General features: G+C 41.3%; 21 protein-coding genes and 1 tRNA gene. 3 read left to right on the top strand and 19 right to left on the bottom strand.

What is annotated here, in order from left to right; genetic code table 11:
* Positions 1-5: 5 nt before the first annotated feature.
* From ABID99_RS05760 to ABID99_RS05725, 8 genes are all read right to left on the bottom strand, one after another.
* Positions 6-593, bottom strand: coding sequence for an RNA polymerase sigma-70 factor (locus ABID99_RS05760; protein WP_373613141.1), 588 nt, complete (start codon positions 591-593; stop codon positions 6-8).
* A 226-nt stretch (positions 594-819) separates the two neighbouring features.
* Entirely contained in the window at positions 820-2,562 is a 1,743-nt protein-coding gene (locus ABID99_RS05755; protein ID WP_373613140.1) for a glycoside hydrolase domain-containing protein, read from the bottom strand.
* Between the two features lie 113 nt (positions 2,563-2,675).
* Positions 2,676-3,323, bottom strand: coding sequence for a carbohydrate-binding family 9-like protein (locus tag ABID99_RS05750; RefSeq protein ID WP_176627757.1), 648 nt, complete (start codon positions 3,321-3,323; stop codon positions 2,676-2,678).
* Complete coding sequence (locus ABID99_RS05745; protein WP_373613139.1) at positions 3,323-4,450, bottom strand: phosphotransferase enzyme family protein; 1,128 nt, start codon at positions 4,448-4,450, stop codon at positions 3,323-3,325. Before ABID99_RS05745 ends, ABID99_RS05750 begins: the two co-directional genes overlap by 1 nt.
* Positions 4,451-4,918: 468 nt before the next feature.
* Complete coding sequence (locus ABID99_RS05740) at positions 4,919-6,004, bottom strand: LacI family DNA-binding transcriptional regulator (protein ID WP_090532977.1); 1,086 nt, start codon at positions 6,002-6,004, stop codon at positions 4,919-4,921.
* Positions 6,005-6,164: 160 nt separating this feature from the next.
* Complete coding sequence (locus ABID99_RS05735; protein WP_176627760.1) at positions 6,165-7,934, bottom strand: SGNH/GDSL hydrolase family protein; 1,770 nt, start codon at positions 7,932-7,934, stop codon at positions 6,165-6,167.
* A 119-nt stretch (positions 7,935-8,053) separates the two neighbouring features.
* On the bottom strand, positions 8,054-9,709 hold the full coding sequence (locus tag ABID99_RS05730) for a hypothetical protein (protein WP_373613138.1): 1,656 nt from the start codon (positions 9,707-9,709) through the stop codon (positions 8,054-8,056).
* 754 nt (positions 9,710-10,463) lie between these two features.
* A tRNA-His gene (locus ABID99_RS05725) sits at positions 10,464-10,537 on the bottom strand.
* 93 nt (positions 10,538-10,630) lie between these two features.
* Here ABID99_RS05725 and ABID99_RS05720 point away from each other — a divergent pair.
* Both ABID99_RS05720 and rnhA read left to right on the top strand, forming a co-directional pair.
* Positions 10,631-12,757, top strand: coding sequence for a heavy metal translocating P-type ATPase (locus ABID99_RS05720; protein WP_373613137.1), 2,127 nt, complete (start codon positions 10,631-10,633; stop codon positions 12,755-12,757).
* 102 nt (positions 12,758-12,859) lie between these two features.
* The gene (rnhA, locus tag ABID99_RS05715; protein WP_354484241.1) at positions 12,860-13,330 is read left to right on the top strand and encodes a ribonuclease HI; all 471 of its coding nucleotides are present in this window, start codon (positions 12,860-12,862) and stop codon (positions 13,328-13,330) included.
* Positions 13,331-13,373: 43 nt separating this feature from the next.
* Here rnhA and ABID99_RS05710 read toward each other — a convergent pair whose 3' ends face one another.
* The 8 genes from ABID99_RS05710 to ABID99_RS05675 all read right to left on the bottom strand — a co-directional run bounded on the left by ABID99_RS05710 (position 13,374) and on the right by ABID99_RS05675 (position 22,212).
* Positions 13,374-13,865 (bottom strand): metallophosphoesterase, encoded by a 492-nt coding sequence (locus ABID99_RS05710; RefSeq protein ID WP_373613136.1) that lies wholly within the window; start codon positions 13,863-13,865, stop codon positions 13,374-13,376.
* A gap of 56 nt (positions 13,866-13,921) precedes the next feature.
* Positions 13,922-14,626 (bottom strand): tRNA1(Val) (adenine(37)-N6)-methyltransferase, encoded by a 705-nt coding sequence (locus ABID99_RS05705; protein ID WP_373613135.1) that lies wholly within the window; start codon positions 14,624-14,626, stop codon positions 13,922-13,924.
* 204 nt (positions 14,627-14,830) lie between these two features.
* On the bottom strand, positions 14,831-15,223 hold the full coding sequence (locus tag ABID99_RS05700) for a hypothetical protein (protein ID WP_373613134.1): 393 nt from the start codon (positions 15,221-15,223) through the stop codon (positions 14,831-14,833).
* A gap of 95 nt (positions 15,224-15,318) precedes the next feature.
* Positions 15,319-15,708 carry a VOC family protein gene (locus ABID99_RS05695; protein ID WP_373613133.1) on the bottom strand — a complete coding sequence of 130 codons (390 nt, stop codon included), beginning with the start codon at positions 15,706-15,708 and terminating at the stop codon, positions 15,319-15,321.
* Entirely contained in the window at positions 15,708-17,930 is a 2,223-nt protein-coding gene (gene purL, locus ABID99_RS05690) for a phosphoribosylformylglycinamidine synthase subunit PurL (protein WP_373613132.1), read from the bottom strand. The genes ABID99_RS05695 and purL overlap by 1 nt, the downstream gene beginning before the upstream one ends.
* 698 nt (positions 17,931-18,628) lie before the next feature.
* The gene (locus ABID99_RS05685; RefSeq protein WP_188832818.1) at positions 18,629-19,846 is read right to left on the bottom strand and encodes a M57 family metalloprotease; all 1,218 of its coding nucleotides are present in this window, start codon (positions 19,844-19,846) and stop codon (positions 18,629-18,631) included.
* Positions 19,847-19,977: 131 nt separating this feature from the next.
* Positions 19,978-20,823: a hypothetical protein gene (locus tag ABID99_RS05680; protein ID WP_188832819.1), complete on the bottom strand. Its 846-nt coding sequence runs from the start codon at positions 20,821-20,823 to the stop codon at positions 19,978-19,980.
* Between the two features lie 3 nt (positions 20,824-20,826).
* Positions 20,827-22,212 carry an MBOAT family protein gene (locus ABID99_RS05675; protein ID WP_229701591.1) on the bottom strand — a complete coding sequence of 462 codons (1,386 nt, stop codon included), beginning with the start codon at positions 22,210-22,212 and terminating at the stop codon, positions 20,827-20,829.
* Positions 22,213-22,876: 664 nt separating this feature from the next.
* Here ABID99_RS05675 and ABID99_RS05670 point away from each other — a divergent pair.
* Complete coding sequence (locus tag ABID99_RS05670; protein ID WP_373613131.1) at positions 22,877-23,377, top strand: hypothetical protein; 501 nt, start codon at positions 22,877-22,879, stop codon at positions 23,375-23,377.
* Positions 23,378-23,438: 61 nt separating this feature from the next.
* On the opposite strand, the gene ABID99_RS05665 is transcribed toward ABID99_RS05670, so the two are convergent.
* The 3 genes from ABID99_RS05665 to ABID99_RS05655 are packed head-to-tail and all read right to left on the bottom strand — an operon-like array spanning position 23,439 to position 24,725.
* Positions 23,439-23,903 (bottom strand): serine hydrolase, encoded by a 465-nt coding sequence (locus ABID99_RS05665; protein WP_373613130.1) that lies wholly within the window; start codon positions 23,901-23,903, stop codon positions 23,439-23,441.
* A 35-nt stretch (positions 23,904-23,938) separates the two neighbouring features.
* Positions 23,939-24,388, bottom strand: coding sequence for a serine hydrolase domain-containing protein (locus ABID99_RS05660; protein WP_373615895.1), 450 nt, complete (start codon positions 24,386-24,388; stop codon positions 23,939-23,941).
* A gap of 49 nt (positions 24,389-24,437) precedes the next feature.
* Entirely contained in the window at positions 24,438-24,725 is a 288-nt protein-coding gene (locus ABID99_RS05655; RefSeq protein ID WP_373613129.1) for a hypothetical protein, read from the bottom strand.
* Positions 24,726-24,815 lie beyond the last annotated feature (90 nt).

Below are 24,815 nucleotides of genomic sequence, written 5' to 3'. Positions count from 1 at the left end.
AAAGCTTAAAACCAACGCCCGCATAACATAATGGCGGCTATGCAAACAAAATCGCCCAGCGTTTTGCGCAAGCGGTTCAGGGCTACAGTCAGTTGGTTTTCGACTGTTTTTGGCGCGATACCCAGCCGTTCGGCAATTTCTTTGGTCGATAAGTGTTCTTTGCGGCTCATAATAAAAATCTGGCGGCACTTTTCAGGTAACTCAGCAACACCTTGTTCCAGCAAACGGTTAATTTCTTTTTCAGACAGGAGCTCCTCGCCGCCGTTATTGCTAAAAAGCTCATCCAGCCTGTTAAAAAGATCGGCCCTTACTTTACCCGAACGGATAACATTAAACACCTGGTAACGAACAGATGTATATAAATAGGCATTTAACGAAGTGAGTTTAAGATTGGCCCGTTTTATCCACAGGTTTACCAGTACTTCCTGGGTTACATCTTCAGCTACCTGGCGATCTCTGATGATGTTATATGCTGAAAGATAAAGCTTTGACCAATATTTATTATAAATACGTTCAAACGCCCCAAGGTCATTTTCCCTGATCAATGCTATAAGATCCTCATCCGTCATCAGCTGAATTTCCAGGCTATTCATTCTGCATTATAAAATTTATAGTTGGCATCATCCAAAGAATGTATTTATTATCGATTATTGGTTTTAACTTTTAAAAATTAAAAAAGCTATTCCTTAGGGGCTTGGTGTAAGCCATTTATGTTAAGCTTTTCAAAATAATCAGAAGTTATAAATAAAGTCAAAAAAAAACTGAAAATGAAAGCGGGCAAACAATAAATATAAATAATTAAAACGTTTTTTTTGTGATTTATAAGCTATTCAGTCGTTCCTGCGCAGCCTGAAGTGTTTCGGCGGCAGTCTTATTTTTCAACTCGCCTATGTCAAAACCTTCCAATATATTTTTTAGCTGAAGTAATTTATCCTGCTGGTTATTTTTTATAAACCCTTCCTTTAAAATATTAATTTTTTCAAAATCCTGGATGCCCTCGATCAATCGTTCCAGGCGAACAGAGGACCGTGGACCGGGATAAACCAGGTAAGCATCGCCCGATGACCATGCCCCAAATCGTGTATCACGTAAAGGATCTTTGGTCCAGCAATTGTAAGCCCATCTCAAATACCCGTCATATCCTTTGTAAGCGGCATGCCATGCCAGCCAAACCGACTCGGCCGGGGCCGAAAAACTGAATGTATTGGGATATCCTTCTGTGCAGCAGGTATAATAGGTGGTATTTAGACCCGATTCCCTGCGCAAACGAATTGTTGCCTCATCCATTAACTGATTTGACGCCACACTATAATCAAACAAATCTCTTTCAATTTCCGGATGATAATTGCCTGCTAACGAAATCTTAAAATTTTTATCAGCGCTTTTTATTAACGCAATAGCTTTTTGCATATCGGCCATGGATCTTTCGTCCATAGCTATAGTGGTTTTATTAAACCATCCTTTTTCTTTAAGATGGCGGGCAAAATCCATCAGCATTGGGCGCCAATGTGCCTCGTATTCTGCCGAGCCGGGTTTAGCCACGATCATCGTTTCTTTTCTCAGGGCTTCGTCATAGTAGTAAAACTTTAGATTCCAGGGAATCATACTATAGCAGTTGATTAACTTATTAATCCCCAATGACATCATAAAAGACACCCACTTATCAAATATTGAATAATCATATCTCCATGAGCCATTCTTATTTTTTGTCCATTTTATCATCGATCCGTAAATATCATAGGTTTGGCTATTCCACGGATCATGAATAAGTGTAGTTGTAATTACTTTCTGCCCGGTATTTGCCAGCATTTTCATGTAAGGGCGCATTACATAAAAATGTTGCTTTGACCATGGCTTTACACCATACACCCGGGCCACCGAATAGGGATTTTGCCACAAGTCAAGGTGAAATTTCCAGTGCTCCGGTGCAGGCAAGGTATGATTAAGCACTTGTATAGCGTAATGTAAAATTAAAGGCGGTGCATTTTTCCCTTCAATTACCTTCACATTCCCTCTGTAAAGGCCTTCAACAGCAGTAGCCGGTACACTCACACTTAACCAAACCGGCCTGGTTGTATTTTTACCCGCCGGAAGCATTTTTACAGGGTCAATAACATCCTCAACAAGGCTGGAATCATGGCCGGGCAATATCCCGCAGCCACCGCCTTCATTGTTTAACCCATCGGCCATCACATAACGTACAAAATTCGCGTTTATATTTTTTTGGGGGATTTCATGCCCTTTACCATCTTTAAGTTTACTCCATATAAAGCTTAGTTGTTTCAGATTCCGGGTTGTCCATATCAGGAATTGAGTATGCACTTTTTCTCCTTTCCACGCTTTGGTTTTCCATTGAGCCTGCAAAGGAGATATGGCAGGAGCATTATGTTTATCATAACGTATATCGGCGGTAGCAAAACTTACATAAACCCCGGGTTTCAGCGCACTCCAGCCTGCCCGTTTTACAGGTTTGGGATCCGGAAGCTCCTGGTAAGTTCCATCAACTTTAACCTGTGCCAAAGCCACTGAACTATATAATACCATTATTAATATAAGTTTCATTCTCATAAAATCGTCGTTTTTCCGGGATCTACATTATCAATAATAAAAACAAAAAACTCTGTGCTATTACCTTGCAAATAACTTCAAACACATATAAATGCCGCATGGCTATGTTAAGCTTCAAGCTTTATTTCCCCAAAAAACTCCGGGTGGTGAAAGTCGGGGTCGTCGCATTCAATATTATGCCACGTTAAAAAGTGTGGCTCAGGTAGTTCATCTCCACATTTATAAAAATTAGCATGGCATTGTTGTCCTTTTAATGATGTAAATGAATGATGATAAAACACATCCAACGGTAACATCAGGGTAAGCTCCCAGCTAATATCGCCATGCCCAATATTTGTTTGCTGTGTTAACCGCACCTGAGACTTTATAAGCCGTATTAGCTTTTCAGGTGATAACTCGCGATTTTCCCTGCCCCTTCCGAACCCAAGCGAACAAGTGCCGATACAGTTAAACCCAAAATTGTAATACTCCAGCTCGGTACCAAAACCAATGAAAAATTCCACACAGCTATCCTGGTGAACAGGTTCATTAGGTTTGTAACAGGAAGCTTTTATCGCTTTTTCTTTTACGTAATATTTCAACATAAAACAATCGGTACTGTAAGCTATTGCAAAATGAACATCGGGTTTGTAATTATAATCGGGCCATGGTACAATTCCAACAAGGTGCTTCTCCTGTTCGTCTAACAAAACAGACATGTGTTCAATAGGGCTGCTTTTGTCCACATCTTCTAAAAATGCTACTGTAAGTTCCATTATTTAATTTCGGTTGTTATCTGTATGTACTTTTTTGCTGTGTTATGAATTATCTGATCAAAAACGTCGTAATTTTTCTCAAGCTTACTAAGCAGCTCGAACTGCGCCCTGGCTCGCTGTAAATTATGTTCGGGAGAGTGGATCTTGTAATAAACATCCCCTTCTATATAATCCGTCAGGAAACGCACACCCTGCATATAGGGTATTAATAAAACTCCCATCGAAAGCGATTTAACTTCTGTATCTGACAAAAAGCTACCGGCGTATTCAAAATACCCCGCTGCATAAGCTTTAAATAAGGGGATGTTTAGCTCTATTTTAGTAACATCCTGCTCATCCTCGGGCGCGGTATTGATGATAGTGCGGATGGCATCGCCAAAATCATATGCCACATAGCCTGGCATAACTGTATCCAGGTCAATTACACATTGTTCATGATCATTCATATCAAGCAATATGTTATTGAATTTGGTATCGTTATGAATAATGCGCAGCGGCAATTTCCCTTCCTTTCCCAAATTCATGATAGTAGCCATCTGATCTGCTCTTTCAATTATAAACGACAACTCAGTCAAAACATCCTTAATCCGGTTTTTCGGATCAGCCAATACCGCTTTGTTTAAACGATCAAGCCGCATGGTGATGTTATGAAAGCCTGGTATGGTTTCGTAAAGTAATCCGCTATCAAGATCTGACAACAGTAACTGGAATTTTCCAAATGCTTTTCCGCCTTCATAAGCTTGCTGTTCGGTTAATACCATGTCATAACTCTTGGTATCTTTCAAAAAACAATACATTCTCCAGTAATTACCTGTTTCATCACAAAAAAAACACTGTTTGTCTTTAGCCGAAACTATTGTCAGTACTTCTTTGTCGGGGCTTGAACCCGGAATGCCGGTCAATTTTTCTTTTAAATGATCTGTTACTAATTGTACATTTTTCATCAAAGCCGGAACGTTTTCAAACACATGATGATTGATTCGCTGAAGCAAATACCCTGGCAAACCCGGGTTTGTATTTTTCAAATGAAATGTATCGTTTATGTGCCCGGACCCATACGGAATAATAGCTGCGACATTTCCTTCAATGCAAAAATTAGATACTATTTCAGAGATATTATATGACATTTATTTTTCGTTTATACGTTGCGATCAGGAAAATGTTTACGAACACATTAAATTAACGTAAACACCTTGATACAAATATAATTATATTAGTGTGTTCGCACACACTTTGTTAATTTTTTGTTACTATTTTTTTTTGAGGACAATGCGCCGGAAAAACCTTCGGATTATATAAATGAAACAGATTAGTCAGCGAGAACTTATCGGCGAATACCACGCTGAGCTGAGCCGCTCTGGTTGTGTACAAAAATGTTATTAAAAAAGTTTTTTGCGTACAAGGACACTAAGCCGCAAATGGGAAACTTAAAAGCATAGCGCCTTTGTGAGAGATCAAGTAATTTATTGTACCGTTTTTCTTTAACCCATAAAAATTGGGCTTTGGCAGAAAAGGATTTGACCAGGGGTTGAACCGGATAACCGAACAATGGCGGATACAGACCTCTGAATGAAGTATAATTAGCTAAGGAGAGATCAAATATCTAAATAAACGACATCCTCATCATCAACATAATAGTTCACATTTTCTTTTGTAACGATATCAAGCGGAAGATACTTAATAATTGGCACTTCTTTTTTGAACACCAGGCTGTCGGTTAATTGATAGATACCCCAATAACCTTGTCCCTTAGGGTTTTGATTAATCAGGAAACTGATTGTCCCTTTGTTCAGAAAATACAGATTAGGAGGCAATAAATCATATCCTATTATTTTAATATGTTTTATATAGCGCTGTTCCAGGTACTTCGCAATTTCATGAGCTTTAGATGTTGTCACGAAAATACTGCCTAAATCAGGGGTGCTGTCAATAACATCCCCCAGTTGTTTCATAAAAACTGCGGCATTTGACCTGTTTAACTCAACCCTCAGAATTTTGTACTGATGATCCAGGTTATTTTGAGCAAAATAATTGCGAAATCCCTGCTCCTTTTTTAAAAGGTGAGCGGCGTTGCTCGTCTCTTCATCAATGTGCGCAATTAAAACAGAGCAGGAATCGGGTTGTCCATAATGAATAAGCTTACCAGCCAAAAAACCACTCTGATATGAATCCTGGCCGATATAACTTAAGGGCTCACATTCAGCAATTTGTGTATTAAACAACACAAATGGAATTTCAGCAGCCTTCCATTTCTCGAAAAAAGGTAGGGTTTCCCTGTAAAATATAGGCGATAAAATTATGCCGTCCGGCTTATCATTGGTTAATTTACTGGCCTTGCTTATAAATGAATCTACATCATATGGATCAAAGACATATTGTTGTACAATAATGCCATATTGCTTTAAGTCTTTCTCTGCCTTTTCAATACCGGCCTTAGGCGCATACCAATAGGAATCGATTTCATGATCAGGTATCAAGGCCGCTATTTGGTATATTTTATTTGATCCCAAAGCCCTTGCCATAAGATTGGGCTCGTAATCCATCTCTTCAATAATTTTGAGCACTTTCTCTTCTACCTTTTTTGACACCCGCCCGCGTTTATGCAGTACTCTGTCAACCGTACCTGTCGAAACCTTCGCTTTTTCGGCAATGTCTTTAATGCGAACAATTTTATTCTTCATAATAAACTTTAGCGTAGAAAAGATAGCAAAAGTAATTTAATATAACCCATCTCATCAATATCGACTATCATTTGATAGAAATTACTTTTAAAACGATTCCGCTATACTGAACTTATTTCTGCGTTTCACATGTCAAGCGCATTTCATACCCGCATCTTTATTATTTTTTAAGATATGGCACCAATGTTACCGCCAGCTTTTGATAACCAACCTCATTGGGGTGCAAACCATCCCCGAAAAGTGATTCATCGATCTTCCCTTTATGGTTAAGCAATAATTTGCCCGGATCAATAAAACGGACTTGGGTTTGAGCTGCCAGTTTAGCAATAGCTTTATTAAGCACCTTTATCCGGCTTTCCATTGCCCTCCTGGGTAGCAAACCCGATAAAAGAACCTCCGCTGTGGGCTGACGTTCCTTCACAGCCAGCACAAGCATTTTCAACCCTTCTGATATTTCCTGGTCACTGCAGGCAGACAAGTTATTAGTGCCTATCATAATCATCACTTTGTCCGCCTTAAACCCATCTATTTCTTCATGGTATACGCGCCATAGCACGTTCTCTACCTGGTCCCAGCCAAAACCAAAATTTTTCACACCCAGAGGTTCCATATATTTATCCCACGAATCAGCTCCTCTTGCTAAAGGCGCCTTAGGCTCACCACCCCAGTAATTCAGGATCGAATTACCAAGAAATACAATCTTTGGCGAACTGGTTTTGATAAGCGTTAATATTTCATTATGCCTGTTTCGCCAGTCATAATACCCATCCCTGCTTTGTACTGCGGGCCGCGTGGTTGAATAGCGGCCAATTGGTTCATTAATTATAACACGGATTGCTTGCTCATATGCTGCGGCATACTGCTCCATTCCGATATCATTAGGATGTAAGCCATCAACTGTTGAGTTGATACCAAACCCGATTTCTTTGCCAGTCAATAAATAAATACCCTTTGTTCCGGCTGCAATCAACTTTGAATAAGCCAGGTCAAGCACTTTATTAACATGACCATAACCGGCATTTCTACCCGTATCCAATAGTCCGCCCGCGTTCCCCCCGCTGTGTTCAACAAGCAATATCGGCACCAATGGGTGCTTCTGCTTTAAAGTTTGTATCGCTGCAGATAAACGTGCTTCGATTTCCTGGTCAGAAAAACTTATCATATTAGGCATACAATCAAGCACATATACTTTCGCATCCACCTCTGCCATCAGATCAATAACTGATTTCTCAAGCAATCCGGAGCCGGAAAAACCAAGATTAATCAACGGGCGATCCAGCGCGCGCTGCAAAATGGAGGTCCATGCTAAACCTGGCCTTGAAGCACAGGCCCCCTGCGCAATGGATGTTCCGTATACAAGCACCGGCTTTTCTTTGGATAAAGGCATAAAATTAAATGCACTACCAGACGGAACACCTATTTCAAACCATGATAACGAATTATACAAAGGCAGGAAAAGCCGGTATTCATAACTTCTCCCCGCAAAATCGGCACTTACCTTAATATTTGAAAACCGGTAAGTAACGGTATCCTTAAACGAGAAACTACCCGGAGCAAGGCACCATTGGCCATTAGGATCTAATACATACAGGTCCAACCCGCTTACACCAGTGGCCGGCATATGTGACATGGCAAAATCGCCACTAACCTTATACCGGATAACCAGGTTTTGAGCATCTGTTTTAAACTTAATGTACAACCCGGCACTGCTATGCGAGATGTTCCACACATTAGGATTAAGGCCCTTTTGAGCACGCGCCGGAAACCTGTCATAACTGCCCGCCGCTTCTTTTGACCAGGCTTGCCCTTCTATAACCGGAAAATCAGTCTTAACCGGGTCATACCATTTATATGGAGCTAAATTTTGCGAAAAGGATGTCTTATTGAAAAAGCAAAGGATTAACAATACCACTACGAATACGCGTTTCATTTTTATTTATTTAAAAGCAATGTTGCCATACACACCATCGTGCGGGCCAATGCGTTTGCGCGCACACTTGTAATATCAATTTATAATTCAAATCAGAAGACAAACAAATGATTAAACCGTCATTTTACAGGTATAGCGTTTAAAACCATCACTTCAAACGGCTCAAGCTTAACATCATGAACGGTTCCCTTAAACACATACGACTTCGTTTCTTTACTGTTAACTTTCGCATTATAAAAGATATAATCTGGATTACTATTTGATGGCAATTCAAATACTTCCCGGGTATTAACCAGGTATGTTTTAGCTGTATTTGAGGGATTTCTTAAGGTAAGAACAGCCTTTTTCGGCGACCAAGCTGCAAAACCGTAAACATCCCCTTTGGATGGGTCGCCGCCTACCCAATGTACATCCGGCATAATATCTGCATTTTCGCGCGACCATTTTATGGCAGCGGCAAGGCAATTCCAGTTGGCCTCGTTTAACTTATGAGGATTGATATACAACTCCTGCAAACTGGTTCCAGATCCAAAAAACGACCATATCTCGTCAGAAATATCTTTATCATCCATGTCAAACTTAGCAGGCGCACCATTATCCGCGATACAAATCCCGTGATACATCAGGGAGCTTAAAGGGTAAAGGGGAGCGCGCATTACAATATTCTTATAGGCCTGACCATCCCGGTAATTGAGCCATTGCTGACGGCCATTGCCCTGCCCTTGCGTGTTTGTATCCCAGCCATTTCGCCAAATTACATCACCATATTTAAGCCAGAAAGGCGACGGCCAGGTACCTATGGTGAGGCTAAAATACAAATCCCGTTTTACCTTACGCAAGCCCGTTACTAAATCCAACAAAGACTCCATATCTGTTTGATATTCAACCGTAGCACCTGTAGACTGATCTCCCGCCCCTACACCATCAAATTTAAACATAGAGATACCATCACTGGTCACGAACTTAGCGGCAGTACTTTTAAACCTGGACGAATAAACCGGACCGGAAAGAGAAAACCCATGCAAATTAGTTTCAAAAGGAGGATTTTGGCTTCGGCCATATTGTAGCCGCTGTTCCTTTGCCTGCTCGTAACCACCCCAGGGCGACATCCACACGCCCAATGAAGCTCCGTATTTGTCAGCCAGCGCTTTAATGTTATCAAAACCTGCCGGAAAATTCTTTTGGCTGATCTGCCACAATGTTTGGTTGTCATCCCAGCCATCGTCAAACAAAAATGCGTTTAAGCTAATATGACGTTTTGCGGTAAGACTGTCGCCAAATGCCTGAATACGATCAAGACAACCAGCTTCAGTTAACTTACGATCGGCCCAGGAAAGGTCATACCATGAATTATAATGAAGCATCTGGCGATATGGCACCGCTCTTTCCCGTTCCAGGTAATAAAGAAATCCCCTCCGTAACTGGCCTTTAGGGGCAATTCCCCATACGGTAGAAGCTTCGAAATTAAGAGTTGGCTCCTGCCGTTCAATATAGCCGCTGATCCGGCCATGCTGATTATTGTATTTGCTTATCGGACTTTCACAGGCAAAAAAGAAATCATCCGATACCATTGGCGATCCGTCCACAACCCCCAACGGCTTAATGCCCGTTTCTGCCGAAAAATTGATCAGATTCAATTTCCTGATCTTTAAAGAGTCTTTCAAAGCAAAAACGCCGAAAACTTGTCTGATATAATTGGAATTATCTTTCAAAATAGTCTCCCACTTTACACGAATGCCATATTTTACATTCAAAAATTCGGCTAAAATTTTCACACCATCTTCCTTTTCAGAAAATTTAACTGCCTCAGGATCTCCTTTGATCTGAACAATTTTCGGAGTGGTACTTAATTGAAAATCAGCAGAATTTATTACAGTACCATCCTTAAACTCTAATCCAAATAAAGGAGAGCCTTTTAAATTAATTTGTTTCTTATTCTGAACGGCAGATTCGTTTATAGCAATTATCGATTTACCAGCAAGCCACTTTACAGATAAACAATTATTTTATTAAAACCAGTGCCCCCTTAGTCGAAAACACCAATGCCTTGCCCGGTTTTACACCCGAAAGAAAAACATCCTGAGCTTTAGTAACGCTTGTTAGGCCGATACAAATTAAAAACAACAGTCTTTTTAGCATAGTTGATAAATTACGAGAAAAATAAAATAATAATTTGTGTGTGTGCGCACACAAATATAAAACATAATGAATACCCTAAAAATTGGAAGGAGCCTGTTTGACACTCCATATGGGCAAAAATGATGAGATCATATGTATCGTGCGAGAATACAGTGCAAAACAATCGGTTGCGCCTTTTTTCAGCCACAGGCGCAGCATCAGGCTAATTTCGAGAGGAGAACGGTGTATGCCGCAAATAAAAGACATACTTCATTACAAATAGCGCCATAAGTTGTGCCCGTCACTTCCAGGTGGTAGTGATATTAGCTGCTAAATCAAATTCCCCATGTAAAAACTACCTATGGGCATAAAAAAGCCCATTTACTTATGTAAATGAGCCTTATAAAAGCGGGTAAGCAATGGGGCTCGAACCCACGACCCCCAGAACCACAATCTGGTGCTCTAACCAACTGAGCTATGCCTACCGTTTTGTTTTTCGAGTGTGCAAAAATAGAAATCTCCTGGTTAATTGCAAACTCTTTTTTAAAATTACATTAAGCTTACCCGTTTAATTTAGAATGATTATGCATAATAAGTATTTTTGTAAAATGGCTGAGCAATTGATAGAACTAAATGTGACCGGCATGCATTGTAATAATTGCGCGATGTCTGTCCATAAATTCCTCGAAAAAAAGGGCTTACACAATATCCTGGTTGATTTCGCAAGCGAAGAAGTAAAATTTTCAACCAGCGATGAAACCCGACTGCCTGAAATAAAAAAAGGGATAGAAAGTTTAGGTTTTAAAGTTGTCGAGGATCTCAGCACCCATTCGGTACCGTTTTACGAACGGGTAGAAAACAAATTTATCTTCTGCGCCATCTTTACCGCACCACTTTTGCTGCACATGATATTACCCTGGCACTTTCTGCATCAGCCCATAATTCAATTGTTGTTATGCCTGCCGGTTTTTATTGTTGGGTGTTTGCATTTTGGTAAAAGCGCCATCAGCTCACTTAAAGGCGGCGTTCCTAATATGGATGTGCTCATTTTTGTGGGCTCAACATCGGCATTTATATATAGCCTTATCGGCACAATACAAAACCTCGGCCCTCAATACCAGTTTTACGAAACTTGCGCCACCATTATTACCCTGGTGTTGTTAGGTAATGTGTTCGAAAAACGTTCGGTGAGTCAAACTACCTCGGCTGTAAAAGACCTCATCAAATTTCAGGAAGTGAATGCCAATCGCATCATAAATGGAAGCGTTGAAATAATCAATGCCAAAGAGGTGCGCCCTGGTGATACATTACTGGTTAATGAAGGCGATAAAATACCTGTTGACGGCGAGATCCTTTCAGGCCAGGGTTCGGTTAACGAGGCCATGCTCACAGGCGAAAGTATCCCGGTTGAAAAACAAAAATACGATAAGGTTATTGGCGGTACTATATTGCTTAATGGCAATTTCCATATGCTGGCAACCCGTGTTGGGTCAAATACCATCCTCGCCCAAATTATCGACCTGATGAAAAAGGCCCAGGCGGCTAAACCACCTGTTCAAAAACTCGGTGATAAGGTTGCGGCTGTATTTGTCCCTGCGGTAATACTGATAGCATTGATCACCTTTATGCTTACTTACTTTGTTGGCGGTTCGGGTTTACAGCATGCTATCATGAATGCTATTGCAGTATTGGTAATATCCTGCCCATGCGCTATGGGCTTAGCCACACCCACCGCTGTTATGGTTGGCTTGGGCCGGGCAGCTAAGAACGGCATCCTGGTAAAAGGCGGAGATACGATTGAAGCCGTCACTAATACCAGATATGTAGTTTTTGATAAAACAGGCACACTTACAACCGGCAAGTTTACCGTTAATGAGATCAGGATTGAGAATGGTGCGGATATAGAACACATCAGGGGCATGATCATTGCTATTGAGGAACGATCTAATCATCCTATAGCCAAATCGCTTGTAAACGGTTTAAAAGGATTACCTCAGCAAAAGCTCATTTTAAAATCGGTTAAAGAAGAAAAAGGCCTGGGTATGCGTGCCGAAGATATCCACGGCAATAATTACTTTTTGGGTACAGCGAAAACCAACCATCAGGCCAATTTCAACATTGTGCTATATAAAAACCAGGTACCGATGGCGCAAATTGCTGTCGATGACCAGATAAAACCAGAAGCCTCCACGCTTATAACTCAACTTAAACAAATGGGTATTATCCCGGTACTGTTGAGCGGTGATAAAAAAGACCGTTGCCTTAGCGTAGCTCATCAATTAGGTATCACAGAGGTTCATGGCGAAAAACTTCCCGAAGAAAAACTGAAGGTGATTGACATTTATAAACAAAAAGGTAAAACCATTATGATAGGTGACGGCATTAACGATGCTCCTGCCCTAACCCATGCCGATGTTGGCATATCTATGAATGACGCCAGTCAGGTGGCAATTCAGTCGGCCAGTGTGGTACTATTAAATACCGACCTGCAGTCGGTGATTAATTTTTTACAGATCAGCAGGCATACGCTGCTTACCATAAAACAAAACCTTTTTTGGGCTTTTGCTTATAATATCATAGCTATCCCTGTGGCGGCAATGGGTTTCCTTAATCCTATGATTGGAGCGCTGACTATGGCTTTTTCAGATGTTGTAGTTATAGGTAATTCATTGAGGTTGAAGATTAAAAGAGTCGATAGACCATAGTCTATAGCCCATAGTTTTTATTTGCTTTAGATCAATGCAACGTATGATTTAAAGTTTCTTACTTTTGCCATGGACTATCAACTATCGTCCATGGACTTAAATATGATAGAGATTTTTACAGACGGGGCTTCAAGCGGAAATCCGGGGCCGGGTGGTTATGGTGTGATATTGCGTTCTGGACAACATTACAAAGAGCTTTCGGAAGGGTTTCGCAAAACCACCAATAACCGAATGGAGCTACTTGCGGTGATCAAAGGCCTGGAAGCGCTGAAAGCGCCCAATCAAAATGTAATGATCTTTTCCGACTCCAAATATGTTATTGATGCTATCGAAAAACGCTGGGTTAATGGCTGGGTAGCCAAGGGCTTTGTGGGCAAAAAAAACAAAGATCTGTGGATGCGCTATTTAGAGATAAGCAAGCTTCATAAAATTAAATTCACCTGGGTGCGCGGGCATAACGGGCATCCCGAAAATGAGCGTTGCGACCAATTAGCCGTGGCAGCAGGCAAGCGTCCTCCCCTGCTCATTGATTCAGTTTTTGAAGCGGAGAATGCAAGGGCAGGAATAATGTGATATCATAGCAGCCAAATACTTATTCGATCAAACAACAGGTATTTTACCTAGCCAGTTCAATAACCTGTAAATCCTGGATCTTATCGCCATCGACATTAAATCTTAACAGGGTACGCACCTTATGCCAGCCCTGCTTGCCTGCCGCGCCGGGGTTCATATGCAAACAATTGATCTTTTTATCAAACATCACTTTTAAAATATGCGAGTGCCCGGTGATAAAAAGCTTTGGCGGATTACTATAAATCTCGGCTTTGATATTTTGGCTGTACCTGCCGGGATAGCCCCCGATATGGGTCATCCATACATCTACTTCTTCGCATTTAAAGCGTAAATGTTCGGGGTAAACTATACGCACGTCTTTATCGTCGATATTGCCGTATACACCTTTTAAGGGTTTAAAGGCGGCGAGCCTGTCGGCCAGCTCAATGGTACCGAAATCGCCGGCATGCCAGATCTCGTCGCAATTCTCAAAATGTTTAAAAACGGCATCATCAAGGTAGCTGTGAGTATCGGAAATAAGGCCTATGCGGGTCATGGGGTAAAGATACGTAGTAAGAGCTAAGAATTAAGATGCAAGAATCAAGATAGAGGCTAAAATATCGTCAGGAAACCCTTTAGCACTTCACGGTATGTTTCTGTGTATACTTTTGGCTCGTTGTAGATCACAAATTTATCGGCTATCGTCTGCGTGTCGTTTTTTCCAAAAGCAAGAATTTCCCGGTGTGCTGCATCATTCTTAAAGGAGTGAATGCTGATTGCTTTTTGCAGATGGAGTCCGCTTTGTAAGGAGAGGTTCTTCACCAGTGCTGAAGTATCTACAGGCAGTATCAGCCAGCAAATACCCTGCTCGGTAAGTTGCGGGGCAACTACCGATATTAGTTTTTCGAAGAAACCATCAGCAGCATGTTTGGCTAAATTTGTTTTAACTCCCGGTGATTGCAGGGAGTTAATATAAAACGGCGGATTTGATACAATGAGGTCATATCTCTTTCCAGGATAATCTTCAAAAAACTGTTCAAATCCATTTGCATAAAGTGTTAATCTGTTTTTAAATGGCGAATTGCTAAAATTGTTTTTCGCTGTTATAGCTGCCTGCTCATCAATTTCAACTGCGTCTATTTTGGCATCCGTGAAACGTTGCGCCAGCATCAGGGCGATTACGCCTGTACCGGTACCGATATCCAGTATGTTCAACGGCTCGCCTTCGCCGGCTATAGCACCCAGCAATACGCCATCGGTATTGATCTTCATGGCACAGCCGGTTTGGTCAACGCTGAATTGTTTGAAACGGAACATGAGGGCGAAGTTAGAGTTTAAGGGGAAAAACAAGATATTTCTGCTAAATAACTTACATCGTCGCCCTCTTGGCCGGGCGAGGGCCAGTTACTTTACCTTAGATGCAAAGTAACCAAACATCAAGGCAAAAAAATGCTTCAACCCACAGGCCATACTCCCTGGCCCGCTTTTTTGCCGGGCCTTTACCCGCTTTCGTTTTGGGATTTATAACATTATTTTATTTGCCCAAAGATCCATCCTTTCATGAAGTCGTAATTTCTTTTCTTGTTTCTTGGCTCTCACTGTCCTGAATCTCTTCCCCTCCTCGTCAGCAGGTAAGCTTCGGGAGAAAGCGGGCAGAACAATGGTGGCCTTGTGCGGCTGCAGGGGCATAGCAAGTTTTTGCAGAAGCATTGGGCACATGCGAAGCGGGGCAAAATAATTGCAGCCCGTGGTTATGCCCGGTTTGCAGGGCAAAGGCCAAACAAAGGCATGTGCACTGGCCGGTGCAGCAAAGAAGGCTCCCTGCTGACTTGACTTTTTGGTTACTTTTGTATCAAGACAAAAGAACAAAGCCAACCCGCGGCAATTGAGCGGGCCGATGATAGTTAATAACAACAAAAGTTATTTTTAAAAACGAAGTAGACACTTCCCGTGGGATGCCGAAATAAATTCGGCACGACTTTCTATCTTAGAATATAGTTAGACGTCCTTTACCGCTCATACAACTCCAGCGGCAAACCATCCGGATCGGCAAAAAATGTAAAGCGTTTGCCCGTAGTTTCATCTACACGAATAGGTTCAATATCAACTCCAAAAGAAGAGATATGCGCTACCGCCTCATCCAGATCATCAACCTCAAAAGCTAAATGACGCAGACCGGCCGCTTCGGGGCGCGACGCGCGCGCGGGCGGATCGGGGAACGAGAAAAGCTCGATCTGGTAGAGGTCGCCGACTTCCAGATCGAGTTTGTATGATTGTCGCTGTTCGCGGTAAACCTCACGAACTATTTTTAAGCCGAGTACCTCTGTATAAAACCGTTTGGATTTTGCATAATCCGAACAGATGATAGCTATATGATGTACCCGGTTAAGTTTTAACATTATTCGCCTAAAATACCGTGAAGGATGTTAGCATGAACCATTTTCAGGTCGGTAACATGACCGAAGGCTTCTTCATCAACAGTTAAACCACCGTTGGTTACAGTACCCAATAAGGTAAATTCAACCTCACTGGTAGCCATCACCTCAACAAAGCGCTCCTCCTCTTCGGGTGCAACGCTTACCACTACCCTGCCTTGTGCCTCGCCAAACAGAAAGGCATCTTTACGGATGCTGTCATCAGTAGCTATATCAAAACCAAGTCCGTTAGGCATGGCCGACTCTAACAGCGCAATATATAAACCACCGTCAGCAACGTCATGAGCCGATTCAACCACTTTGTGTTTGATCAGTTCCTTAACAGTTTGCTGCATATCGTACTCTTTATCGATATCGAAATGCGGCGCAGGTGCTTTAGTTATTTTATGCCATGAAGCAAGGTATTGTGACGAAGCGATGTCATTAACCGATTCACCGATCAGATAGATCAGGTCTCCGGGCTGCTTGAAGTCGGCGGTCATGATGTTTTCAACGTTGTCCATCACACCTAACATACCAATAGTTGGCGTTGGGAATACCGAACCACCATCCGCAGACTGGTTGTAGAAACTTACGTTACCACCGGTAACAGGGGTTTCAAACTTGCGGCAGGCATCGCCCATACCTTTAATAGCGCTTACAAACTGCCAGTAAACTTCAGGAATGTAAGGGTTACCAAAGTTTAAGCAGTTGGTAATAGCCACAGGCTCGCCGCCGGCACAGGTAATGTTACGTGCTGCTTCGGCAACGGCAATGGCAGTACCTTTATATGGATCGGCGTATACGTAGCGTGAGTTACAGTCGGTGGTTAATACGATAGCTTTGTCGGTATCTTTAACGGCAACAACGGCGGCGTCGCATGAGCGGTTGGCAGTCATGGTTTGTACACCTACCATGCTATCGTACTGGTCGGTTACCCAACGTTTTGAAGCAATATTAGGATGACCAACCAAATGCTCGGCAACCTCAACCAGGTTTGCAGGCTCAGCAACGTCGTCTATATTGAATTTCTGGTTTTCGGCAAAGTAAGCAGGCTCGCGGTATTCGCGCTGGTAAACCGGGGCACCGCCGCCTAATACAAGGTCATCGGCAGGAACATCGGCAACTTTTTCGCCGTGCATAAAGTACTCTAAACGTTTGGTATCAGTAACTTCACCAATAATGGCGCAGTTTAAATCCCATTTATCAAAAATAGCTTCAACTTCTTTTTCGCGGCCTTTGTGAACTACGATCAGCATACGCTCCTGTGATTCAGAAAGCAGGATTTCGTAAGGTTTCATATGATCCTGGCGGGTTGGCACTTTGTCCAGGTCGATACGCATACCGTGCTCGCCTTTGGCGCTCATTTCTGAGTTTGAGCAGATGATACCGGCAGCGCCCATATCCTGCATACCAACAACTGCACCGGTTTTAATAACCTCAAGGGTAGCTTCCAGTAACAATTTCTCCTGGAAAGGGTCGCCTACCTGTACGGCAGGAAGGTCGTTCACCGAATCTTCGGTAATATCTTTAGAAGCAAAGGCGGCACCGTGGATCCCGTCTTTACCTGTAGCCGAACCAACTATATAAACCGGGTTGCCCACACCATACGATGTAGCAGAAACGGTTTCGCCAGCCTTAACAATACCGGCCGACATAGCATTAACCAGCGGGTTAACATTATAGCAATCGTCAAAAAACAATTCGCCGCCAACGGTTGGGATCCCGAAAGCGTTACCATAGTGGCTGATACCTTTAACCACACCTTTAACTAACCATTTGGTTTTGTCGAGGCTCAGGTCGCCAAAGCGTAATGAGTTAAGCTGTGCGATAGGCCTTGCACCCATGGTAAAAATATCGCGGTTAATACCGCCCACGCCTGTTGCAGCACCTTGATAAGGTTCAAGTGCCGAAGGGTGATTGTGCGATTCGATTTTGAAGGCACAGCCAATGCCATCGCCAAGGTCAACCAGACCGGCATTTTCTTCACCTGCCTTAGCCAGCATCCGCGGACTATCCTTTGGTAAAGTTTTAAGCCATGTAATTGAATTTTTATATGAGCAGTGCTCGCTCCACATAACCGAGAAAATAGAAAGCTCGGTAAAGTTGGGCACACGCCCTAATATTTCATTTATACGTGCAAATTCTTCGGGTAAAAGGCCCAGATCTTTAGCGGTTTCAACGGTGGTTAATTCCTGGTGCTCCAATGTAATATTGTTTTATTTGAAAGGATGCGCAAAAGTATGAAAAAAGGCGGAAAGGTTAAAGGCTAAAGGTGAAAGGTTTGGGAAACGCCAACATGAGTATCAGATCAATTGTAACAAAGCGGCTGTCCCAATTTTTTGATTCCCGAAAAAAAAATAAAAAAATCTCCGGCGTCTTTTTTTAAAAATGAGCATGTTCCAAATTTCGAGTGTAAAAACGCGGGACACCTTTTTTATGAAACACTTTGATAATCAAACAATTGGCTTTTTGCTTGAAACATAGCTAAATAACTAATAGTCACCACTTAAAACTTTCAAGAGTATAAAAACAGTATTAAAATGCAGTTTTTTTTATCCAGCATTTATTTCGCTTGTTTTTTATGTTTTTTTGAGTTTTTTTAAAATCAGCGCTTCATGCTTAAAGGGTACTGGCAAAATAGCGACACCATTAGTAAGGCTGATATCATTAAATTATAGTACTTTTTTTTAGGTATTTAGTCATTTCTGGATTATACCTTGCATGTGGGCCACAAGGCACAGCCTTGCGGCAACGACCAATTTTTTTTGCTACCGCAAGCATCCTCGCTTGAAGTTCGTTTGCTGAGTATCGGATTGGCTTGCGGTAATAGGGAACTAAAAACAGAGAAAGCTAAGATCCTTTTTTTTGATCTTAGCTTTCTTAATATGAATATATTATTAAATTATTTAGGTAGAACATAAAACTTAACACCCTCATTTACCCATCCTGAGCTACCGTTAACCGCATTTATATCAGGTGTCAGATAGTGATCGGTTTTAGACGAATTATAGAAGCTATACACCGGGATTGATCCGGAAACGTTGGTGCTATAAGCATAATATTTGATTCCATCATTCACCCAATTTGCCAAACCATTGACCTCATTCGGATTAATGGAATCATAATGATCTCCGGTGGATGTGTTATAAAATTCATATACCGGAACTGTCCCTGAAGCATTTGTTAAATATGCCTTAAATATCACGCCATAATATGCCCAACCGCTTGACGACAAGGTTGCATTTCTGTTTGCAGCAGTGAAATGATCTTCAAGACCCGAATTGTAGAATAAATAAACAGGCTGGGGACCGGGGATATGTGAAGATGTATATAAATAACTAACCGCGATAATATCATTGGAGGTAAAAGTTCGATTTAGCCCACTATTACATGCTAACATAATTGATTGAGGATCGGGCCCTGAAGGTGTGCCTGGTATATATATTGCCCCGTCAGGAATACTTGATTCCGGACTGGCTGTACCTCCGCAACTGTATGATCTGTCAGCATAATCGGTATGCCTCATACCAATGGTATGCCCCATCTCATGTTGAATAGTAGATGAAATATAATCCTGATTTGTGGTGCCGGTTAAATTATACGTATTTAAAGTAATATAATTGTATGGCCTGCCATCGCTAAAAGGGAAGCCAGAAACCGCAAGTATATTACTATTTTGGTATGCAGAGGTCACTGTAATATCATAAGGTGGGCTGGACACTCGCTGAAACGTAATTAAAAGACCTAAGCTATTCCACCTCGTAATAGCATCATCCAAAGCCGACAAATAAACGCCCGACAAGGGGGAATACATGGTAATAGTTCTTGGCAACCCTGTCACCAAATTGGTAGTGTTGTATTGCTCTGTTTTGGCGACGATAACAGATGCGTTTTTATAAGATTGACGCAAAGAGTCTTTTGATAAAAAAATATCGTTTTCTACGATATAGCCATCTGATTTTTCAATTATCCCCGAAGTGTTGAATCCCAATTTTGCAATTACTTGAAGATCGCTTTCCTTTGGAGTATCCACCTTCGGTGGAGCTGCATTTTTTTTACACGAATCCGCAATTATGCAGATAAAAAACACAATAAATAACAGTTTAAGTTTTGTTTTCATATAGTGATTTAGTTAACGGCAGAACAAAACAAAAATGCCTAAAACTCATCCGAGGTGGTGGTTGATCACTGGTTTAGGATATTTTTATTACTACGAATATAATGAAGACATATATATAAATGCAATATTTTTTACTTAATTTTTAACCTAAGAATATCATTGGGTATATATTGCTTTTTGAAGTGAATATGATCTTGAAAAAGCGTATCCGCAAAATATTGGATATTCTTAAAATAATCATAAAACTCAGGGGTAAGATCGCATTGAATGCACTCGTTTTGCCCACTTGAGTACTTTGCTATCAGGTTCCTGCTGCTGGACCTAACCGGGGGGCTATAAAGTTTAAACGCAATGTGTTTCTGAATGCACAATTTATTGATCTTAATTATATAGTCGTTGGAGATAGGCGAAATTAATCGATAGGTGGTATCTTTTCCAGGTTGATAGTCTGGTGCCCAATTAGTATTAAGAATAAAAGGAAGTTGAGACAAAGCATTGAAAGGGATTTTATGAATTTGTTCCAAACACTTTGTAGTTAGCAGCGGCTTGTTTTCCTGTTTGTAAAATGGTTTCAGGAAGTAGTGAAAAGTAAATTTCTGATCAAGGTTGTTTGTAAATGTTTCAGGATGAAGAATTAAAATGACTTGTTCCGGCAAGCTATCACTATTAATATCTGTAAATTTTTTTAAAAGAATATAATAACCCGCCAATGAGATTGCCTGATTTGTGGTTAGTGAATAGATTTCATCATTATATGTATGATTGTCGTATAGCTGTTCGCCCACACTGTCTCCTATTATCAAGACTTTTACCTTTTTTTTAACCTTGCTTTTGTGCAAAGAAGTATAAATTTCACTCCCATTTACTATTTGCTCGTATGATTTATTAAAATAAGTGTAAAGGCTTTGAGCTGTTATAAACGGAGCCGCCAAAATTATAAAAAGCAAAAAACGCCTGATAAAAAACGCAGTACTCATAACTTAAAATTGGAAATAGATAAACCCCTGTTGTGTGCCACCAAAGTAACAAATCAAATAAATCAAACCTATGTATATCCCCCATCGTATGGCAGGCCACTTAACATAATCAATTTGAAGCCCATGTGTTTTGTCTCGGTGTATCCATTCAACGATTAAAAGAATCAAAATAAACTTAAATATCAAATTATCGAATAACTGGGGTTGTGAAATAAAAGATTTGGAAAATATGCCTTTATAATAGCTAAAGGCAAGTCTTATTGTATCCGCCCTGAATAATATCCACCCGGCCGTTATAGAAAGAAAGGTGGTTAACAAACCGAACACTTCACTCCATGACGGAAGATACCGATTTTCGGCCACTATTGCTGTTGCATGTTTCTTATTACGCCTGGTCAATAGAAGTGGCAGAAATAATAATCCATTTAGCGCTCCCCACAATAAAAAAGTCCAATTAGCTCCATGCCAAAAGCCGCTGATAATAAACATCAGGAGCGTGTTTCTTATTTTTTGCCATCGGGATCCTCTACTACCTCCAAGTGGAATATAAATATAGTCTCTAAACCAAGTAGAAAGCGATATATGCCAACGTCGCCAGAACTCAGCCACATTTCTGGAGAAATAAGGATAATTAAAATTCCTGATCAGTTCAATCCCAAAAAGACGTGCGGAGCCTAACGCAATGTCAGAATAACCTGAGAAATCGCAGTAAATCTGAAATGCGAATAATACAGCTCCGTAGAGCAATGTGCTGCCCTTGAAAATCTCGGGGGTTTTAAATATCTCATTTACGATGCGTGCACAATTGTCTGCAATTACAACTTTTTTGAATAATCCCCATAAAATCTGTCGCAAAGCATCTTTAGCGCTCTTGTAATCAAATTCTCGTTTTGCGCTAATTTGAGGCAATAAATGGGTAGCTCGTTCGATCGGGCCCGCTACCAATAATGGAAAAAAACTAACAAACAGCGAGTAGTCTATGAAATTCCTTGAGGGAACAGTTTTCCGGTTATAAATATCAAATACATAAGACAAGCCGTGAAAAGTGTAAAATGAAATGCCGACCGGTAAAATGATCTTTAATGTCCAATTGATTACCTGCCCCCCCGGCGGTTGAACTATGTCATAAAATGATTCAATAAAGAAATTGTAATATTTAAAAACCGCCAAAAAACCAACATTAATAATAACACTGGAGAAAAGCCAAATTCTCTTTTTAAGAGAACTGCGGGCTTGATAAATCATGATTCCCGAACAATAATCTAAAAGCGTGGAGAAGATCAATAAAAATAAAAAGCGAAAGTCCCACCAGCCATAAAAAACATAGCTGGCTACTAACAAGAGTCCATTTTGAGCTGTTTTTGACCTTTTCAATACTATCCAGTACAAAAAAAATATCAGCGGTAAAAAAAATGCGTACGCTATAGAATTGAATAACATTATATGTGTTAATAAATAACAGATCTAATTGACCTTTACTAATTTATATTTAAAGTTTAGTTTGTGTTTTTGAATCATGACCAATATACATACTTCAAGTTGAGCGCAACTGCTGCTACGATGATTTGGTTCAATCTGAATCATCTTACGTTGGCAGCTGTTAGCCCGTCCGCCAAAGATATCAATTCGAAAGTTTTCCTGATCATCACTTCATATGTTTAAGCTCGTATTGAATAGATTTAGACAAATAAGAAATTTATCTTTTGCTGCGCTTATAACACTTGAGTACGCAAACCAAATATCTAAATAACATCCACAAATGAGGACGCTTGCGACAGCAAAGGGGTAAATAACAGCAATTAATCTGCCCTACCGGCGCGAATGTGCAGCACACGCAAAAAGCGCGACGTATTAATGACCTCACAACAACTAACAATTGCCATTCCCCCAACAAATCCCTAATTTTATTCAACCAATTATCAAACTAAACACGCTTTACAAAGTTCCCCCTTCTGGCACCAAATAAAAGCACACAGCGGATATGTTCATCAGAGTAATGAAGAGCTATTAGACACGCACAAAAGGGCTACATCGGCAAACACCAATTAAACCAATGTCCATATTCGTAAAAATCGTATCGACAGCGTTGCTTATCATAAGCACAGGAAATACTTTTGCTCAAACCGCCAGCCAATCTCCATCAAACATCAGTTCAAAGCAGGTTATTATCTACCAGTATAACCCGCACCACAAAAAAGACCATAAAGTTAAAGCCATAGCACTTTTGGCGGCTAAGTGTTATTACTTTAAAAAAGTACCGCATGTGCAAATAGGCAAACCTTTATCGGCCGAAAACGGCAAATACATAGCTGATGCCGCCATGAACAGCTTCATGAGCAAGCTGACCGCCAAAAACTTCGAAAACATCAACAAGCGGGAATGCAATTGCGGCGGCATCAGTGAGGAAACCTATGTTGTGGAAATAAGCCCCGACGGGCAAGCCGGCAGCCGAAGGATTTTTTATGTTCCCGTAGTTAGTAACTGCCCGGCCAATTCGCCATGCGCGGTTATTGGCACTATTACCGATTTTTTTGCAAAACTGAAGCAAAAATAAGTCATCCCCCACCGGTCTCCCAACCGGCGAGGGGATGTAACCACTTAACTATTAACTATTACTATTTAAGAAACAGATCTCCTGTAGCCCAGGTTGGGTTTTTGGCCAACGCCTTCCAGAAGATCTGATCAAGGGCAAAATCGAAATTAGCTTTGAAACTGCGTGTGTTGGTCAGGATCACAAAATTAAACCCGTTACCCAAACGGGCTTGTTCTGTAGCCGTACCCGGCAAGCTTCCCTGGTGAAAATAGCTATCGCCTGCAATGGCCCAGCCGCATCCATAACCTGCATTGGCCGTTGAGCCGGTATACATGGTGGTTAGCGAAGCCGAGGTAAGGATATCTGGCCGTACGGGAAATTTATCAATATAAACCAGGAACCTGGCCAGGTCGGCAGCGGTAGCAACCCAGCCCCCGTGCGCATCCATCCGCGTAATATTATAAGCATAAGGATCCTCTCCGGATTGACCGTAATAGGTAACTTCTTTGGCCTGTTTATCGGCCAGTGTGTTGCCGCCAATGGTCATATCAGTAATTCCGATTGGAGTTAAAACCAATGTTTTTACACTGCTTCGGCATAGGTTTGGCCGGTAATTTTTTCTATTACACGCCCCAATATGCAATATCCAAAGTTAGAGTAGTCGTAATTGGTACCCGGTACATGATCGAGCGGGCGGTTATCTAAAGTCCAGGTAATGAGCTGTGCCGTCGTCATTGTCGGGTTACTGAACATCGGGTCATCTGTTTCATTTCCCCAGCCGCCTGAGGTGTGGTGCAGCAACTCATCAACCGTAATATCGGTAATGTGTAAGCCATAGGCTTTAGTACCATAGGTTTTACCTAAAATAGCGCCATCGCCAAATACTTTGTCCGATAGTTTTATTTTGCCCTGCTCAAGCAGTTTCATGATGGCAACCGCCGTGAATTGTTTTGAACAGCTGGCCAACCGGTAACGGTCGCTAATAACAGCTTTGGTACCTTTAGATTTGTTGCTTACGCCGTAAGCTTTCAGGTAAACCAGCTTTTCGCCTTTGGTAATCGCTACGGATACCGCCGGTACATCATAAGTCAGTCATAAAGGTATTTACCTCATCATCTAAAGCGGCAACAGCAACTTTACTGGGGGTTAGGGTATCAATAATGGTACCCGTTTCTCCACCTGTGCCTGTTCCGGTACCTGTACCCGTTCCTTTACCTGTTGTATCTGCACCGTTGTTTGTTTTAGTTACAGATGGCGCATCCTTTTTGCAGGCGGCAAAAAACAGCAGACCCGCAATGGCAATTAATTTACTGATTTTCAAAGCATTAAACGATAGGCTATAAAGCCCGGATGGATAAGTGTTTTTCATAGGGTATTTAATGGATATTAGGTTTAGTGTAAATTGCAGGATTTGTTGCCGGGGCTATAACGCACATGCAATTAGCTTACAAAGCTACAT

The organism is Mucilaginibacter sp. OAE612, from assembly GCF_041806395.1.
GTDB lineage: Bacteria > Bacteroidota > Bacteroidia > Sphingobacteriales > Sphingobacteriaceae > Mucilaginibacter > Mucilaginibacter rubeus.
This window is presented reverse-complemented; position numbering and strand designations above follow the sequence as displayed.

Excerpts from the sequence above, each read along its gene's own strand:
- ABID99_RS05760 (WP_373613141.1), bottom strand. The coding sequence starts at position 593 with ATGAATAGCCTGGAAATTCAGCTGATGACGGATGAGGATCTTATAGCA.
- ABID99_RS05755 (WP_373613140.1), bottom strand. The coding sequence starts at position 2,562 with ATGAAACTTATATTAATAATGGTATTATATAGTTCAGTGGCTTTGGCA.
- ABID99_RS05750 (WP_176627757.1), bottom strand. The coding sequence starts at position 3,323 with ATGGAACTTACAGTAGCATTTTTAGAAGATGTGGACAAAAGCAGCCCT.
- ABID99_RS05745 (WP_373613139.1), bottom strand. The coding sequence starts at position 4,450 with ATGTCATATAATATCTCTGAAATAGTATCTAATTTTTGCATTGAAGGA.
- ABID99_RS05740 (WP_090532977.1), bottom strand. The coding sequence starts at position 6,004 with ATGAAGAATAAAATTGTTCGCATTAAAGACATTGCCGAAAAAGCGAAG.
- ABID99_RS05735 (WP_176627760.1), bottom strand. The coding sequence starts at position 7,934 with ATGAAACGCGTATTCGTAGTGGTATTGTTAATCCTTTGCTTTTTCAAT.
- ABID99_RS05720 (WP_373613137.1), top strand. The coding sequence starts at position 10,631 with ATGATTATGCATAATAAGTATTTTTGTAAAATGGCTGAGCAATTGATA.
- rnhA (WP_354484241.1), top strand. The coding sequence starts at position 12,860 with ATGATAGAGATTTTTACAGACGGGGCTTCAAGCGGAAATCCGGGGCCG.
- ABID99_RS05710 (WP_373613136.1), bottom strand. The coding sequence starts at position 13,865 with ATGACCCGCATAGGCCTTATTTCCGATACTCACAGCTACCTTGATGAT.
- ABID99_RS05705 (WP_373613135.1), bottom strand. The coding sequence starts at position 14,626 with ATGTTCCGTTTCAAACAATTCAGCGTTGACCAAACCGGCTGTGCCATG.
- ABID99_RS05695 (WP_373613133.1), bottom strand. The coding sequence starts at position 15,708 with ATGTTAAAACTTAACCGGGTACATCATATAGCTATCATCTGTTCGGAT.
- ABID99_RS05685 (WP_188832818.1), bottom strand. The coding sequence starts at position 19,846 with ATGAAAACAAAACTTAAACTGTTATTTATTGTGTTTTTTATCTGCATA.
- ABID99_RS05680 (WP_188832819.1), bottom strand. The coding sequence starts at position 20,823 with ATGAGTACTGCGTTTTTTATCAGGCGTTTTTTGCTTTTTATAATTTTG.
- ABID99_RS05670 (WP_373613131.1), top strand. The coding sequence starts at position 22,877 with ATGTCCATATTCGTAAAAATCGTATCGACAGCGTTGCTTATCATAAGC.
- ABID99_RS05665 (WP_373613130.1), bottom strand. The coding sequence starts at position 23,903 with ATGACCATTGGCGGCAACACACTGGCCGATAAACAGGCCAAAGAAGTT.
- ABID99_RS05655 (WP_373613129.1), bottom strand. The coding sequence starts at position 24,725 with ATGAAAAACACTTATCCATCCGGGCTTTATAGCCTATCGTTTAATGCT.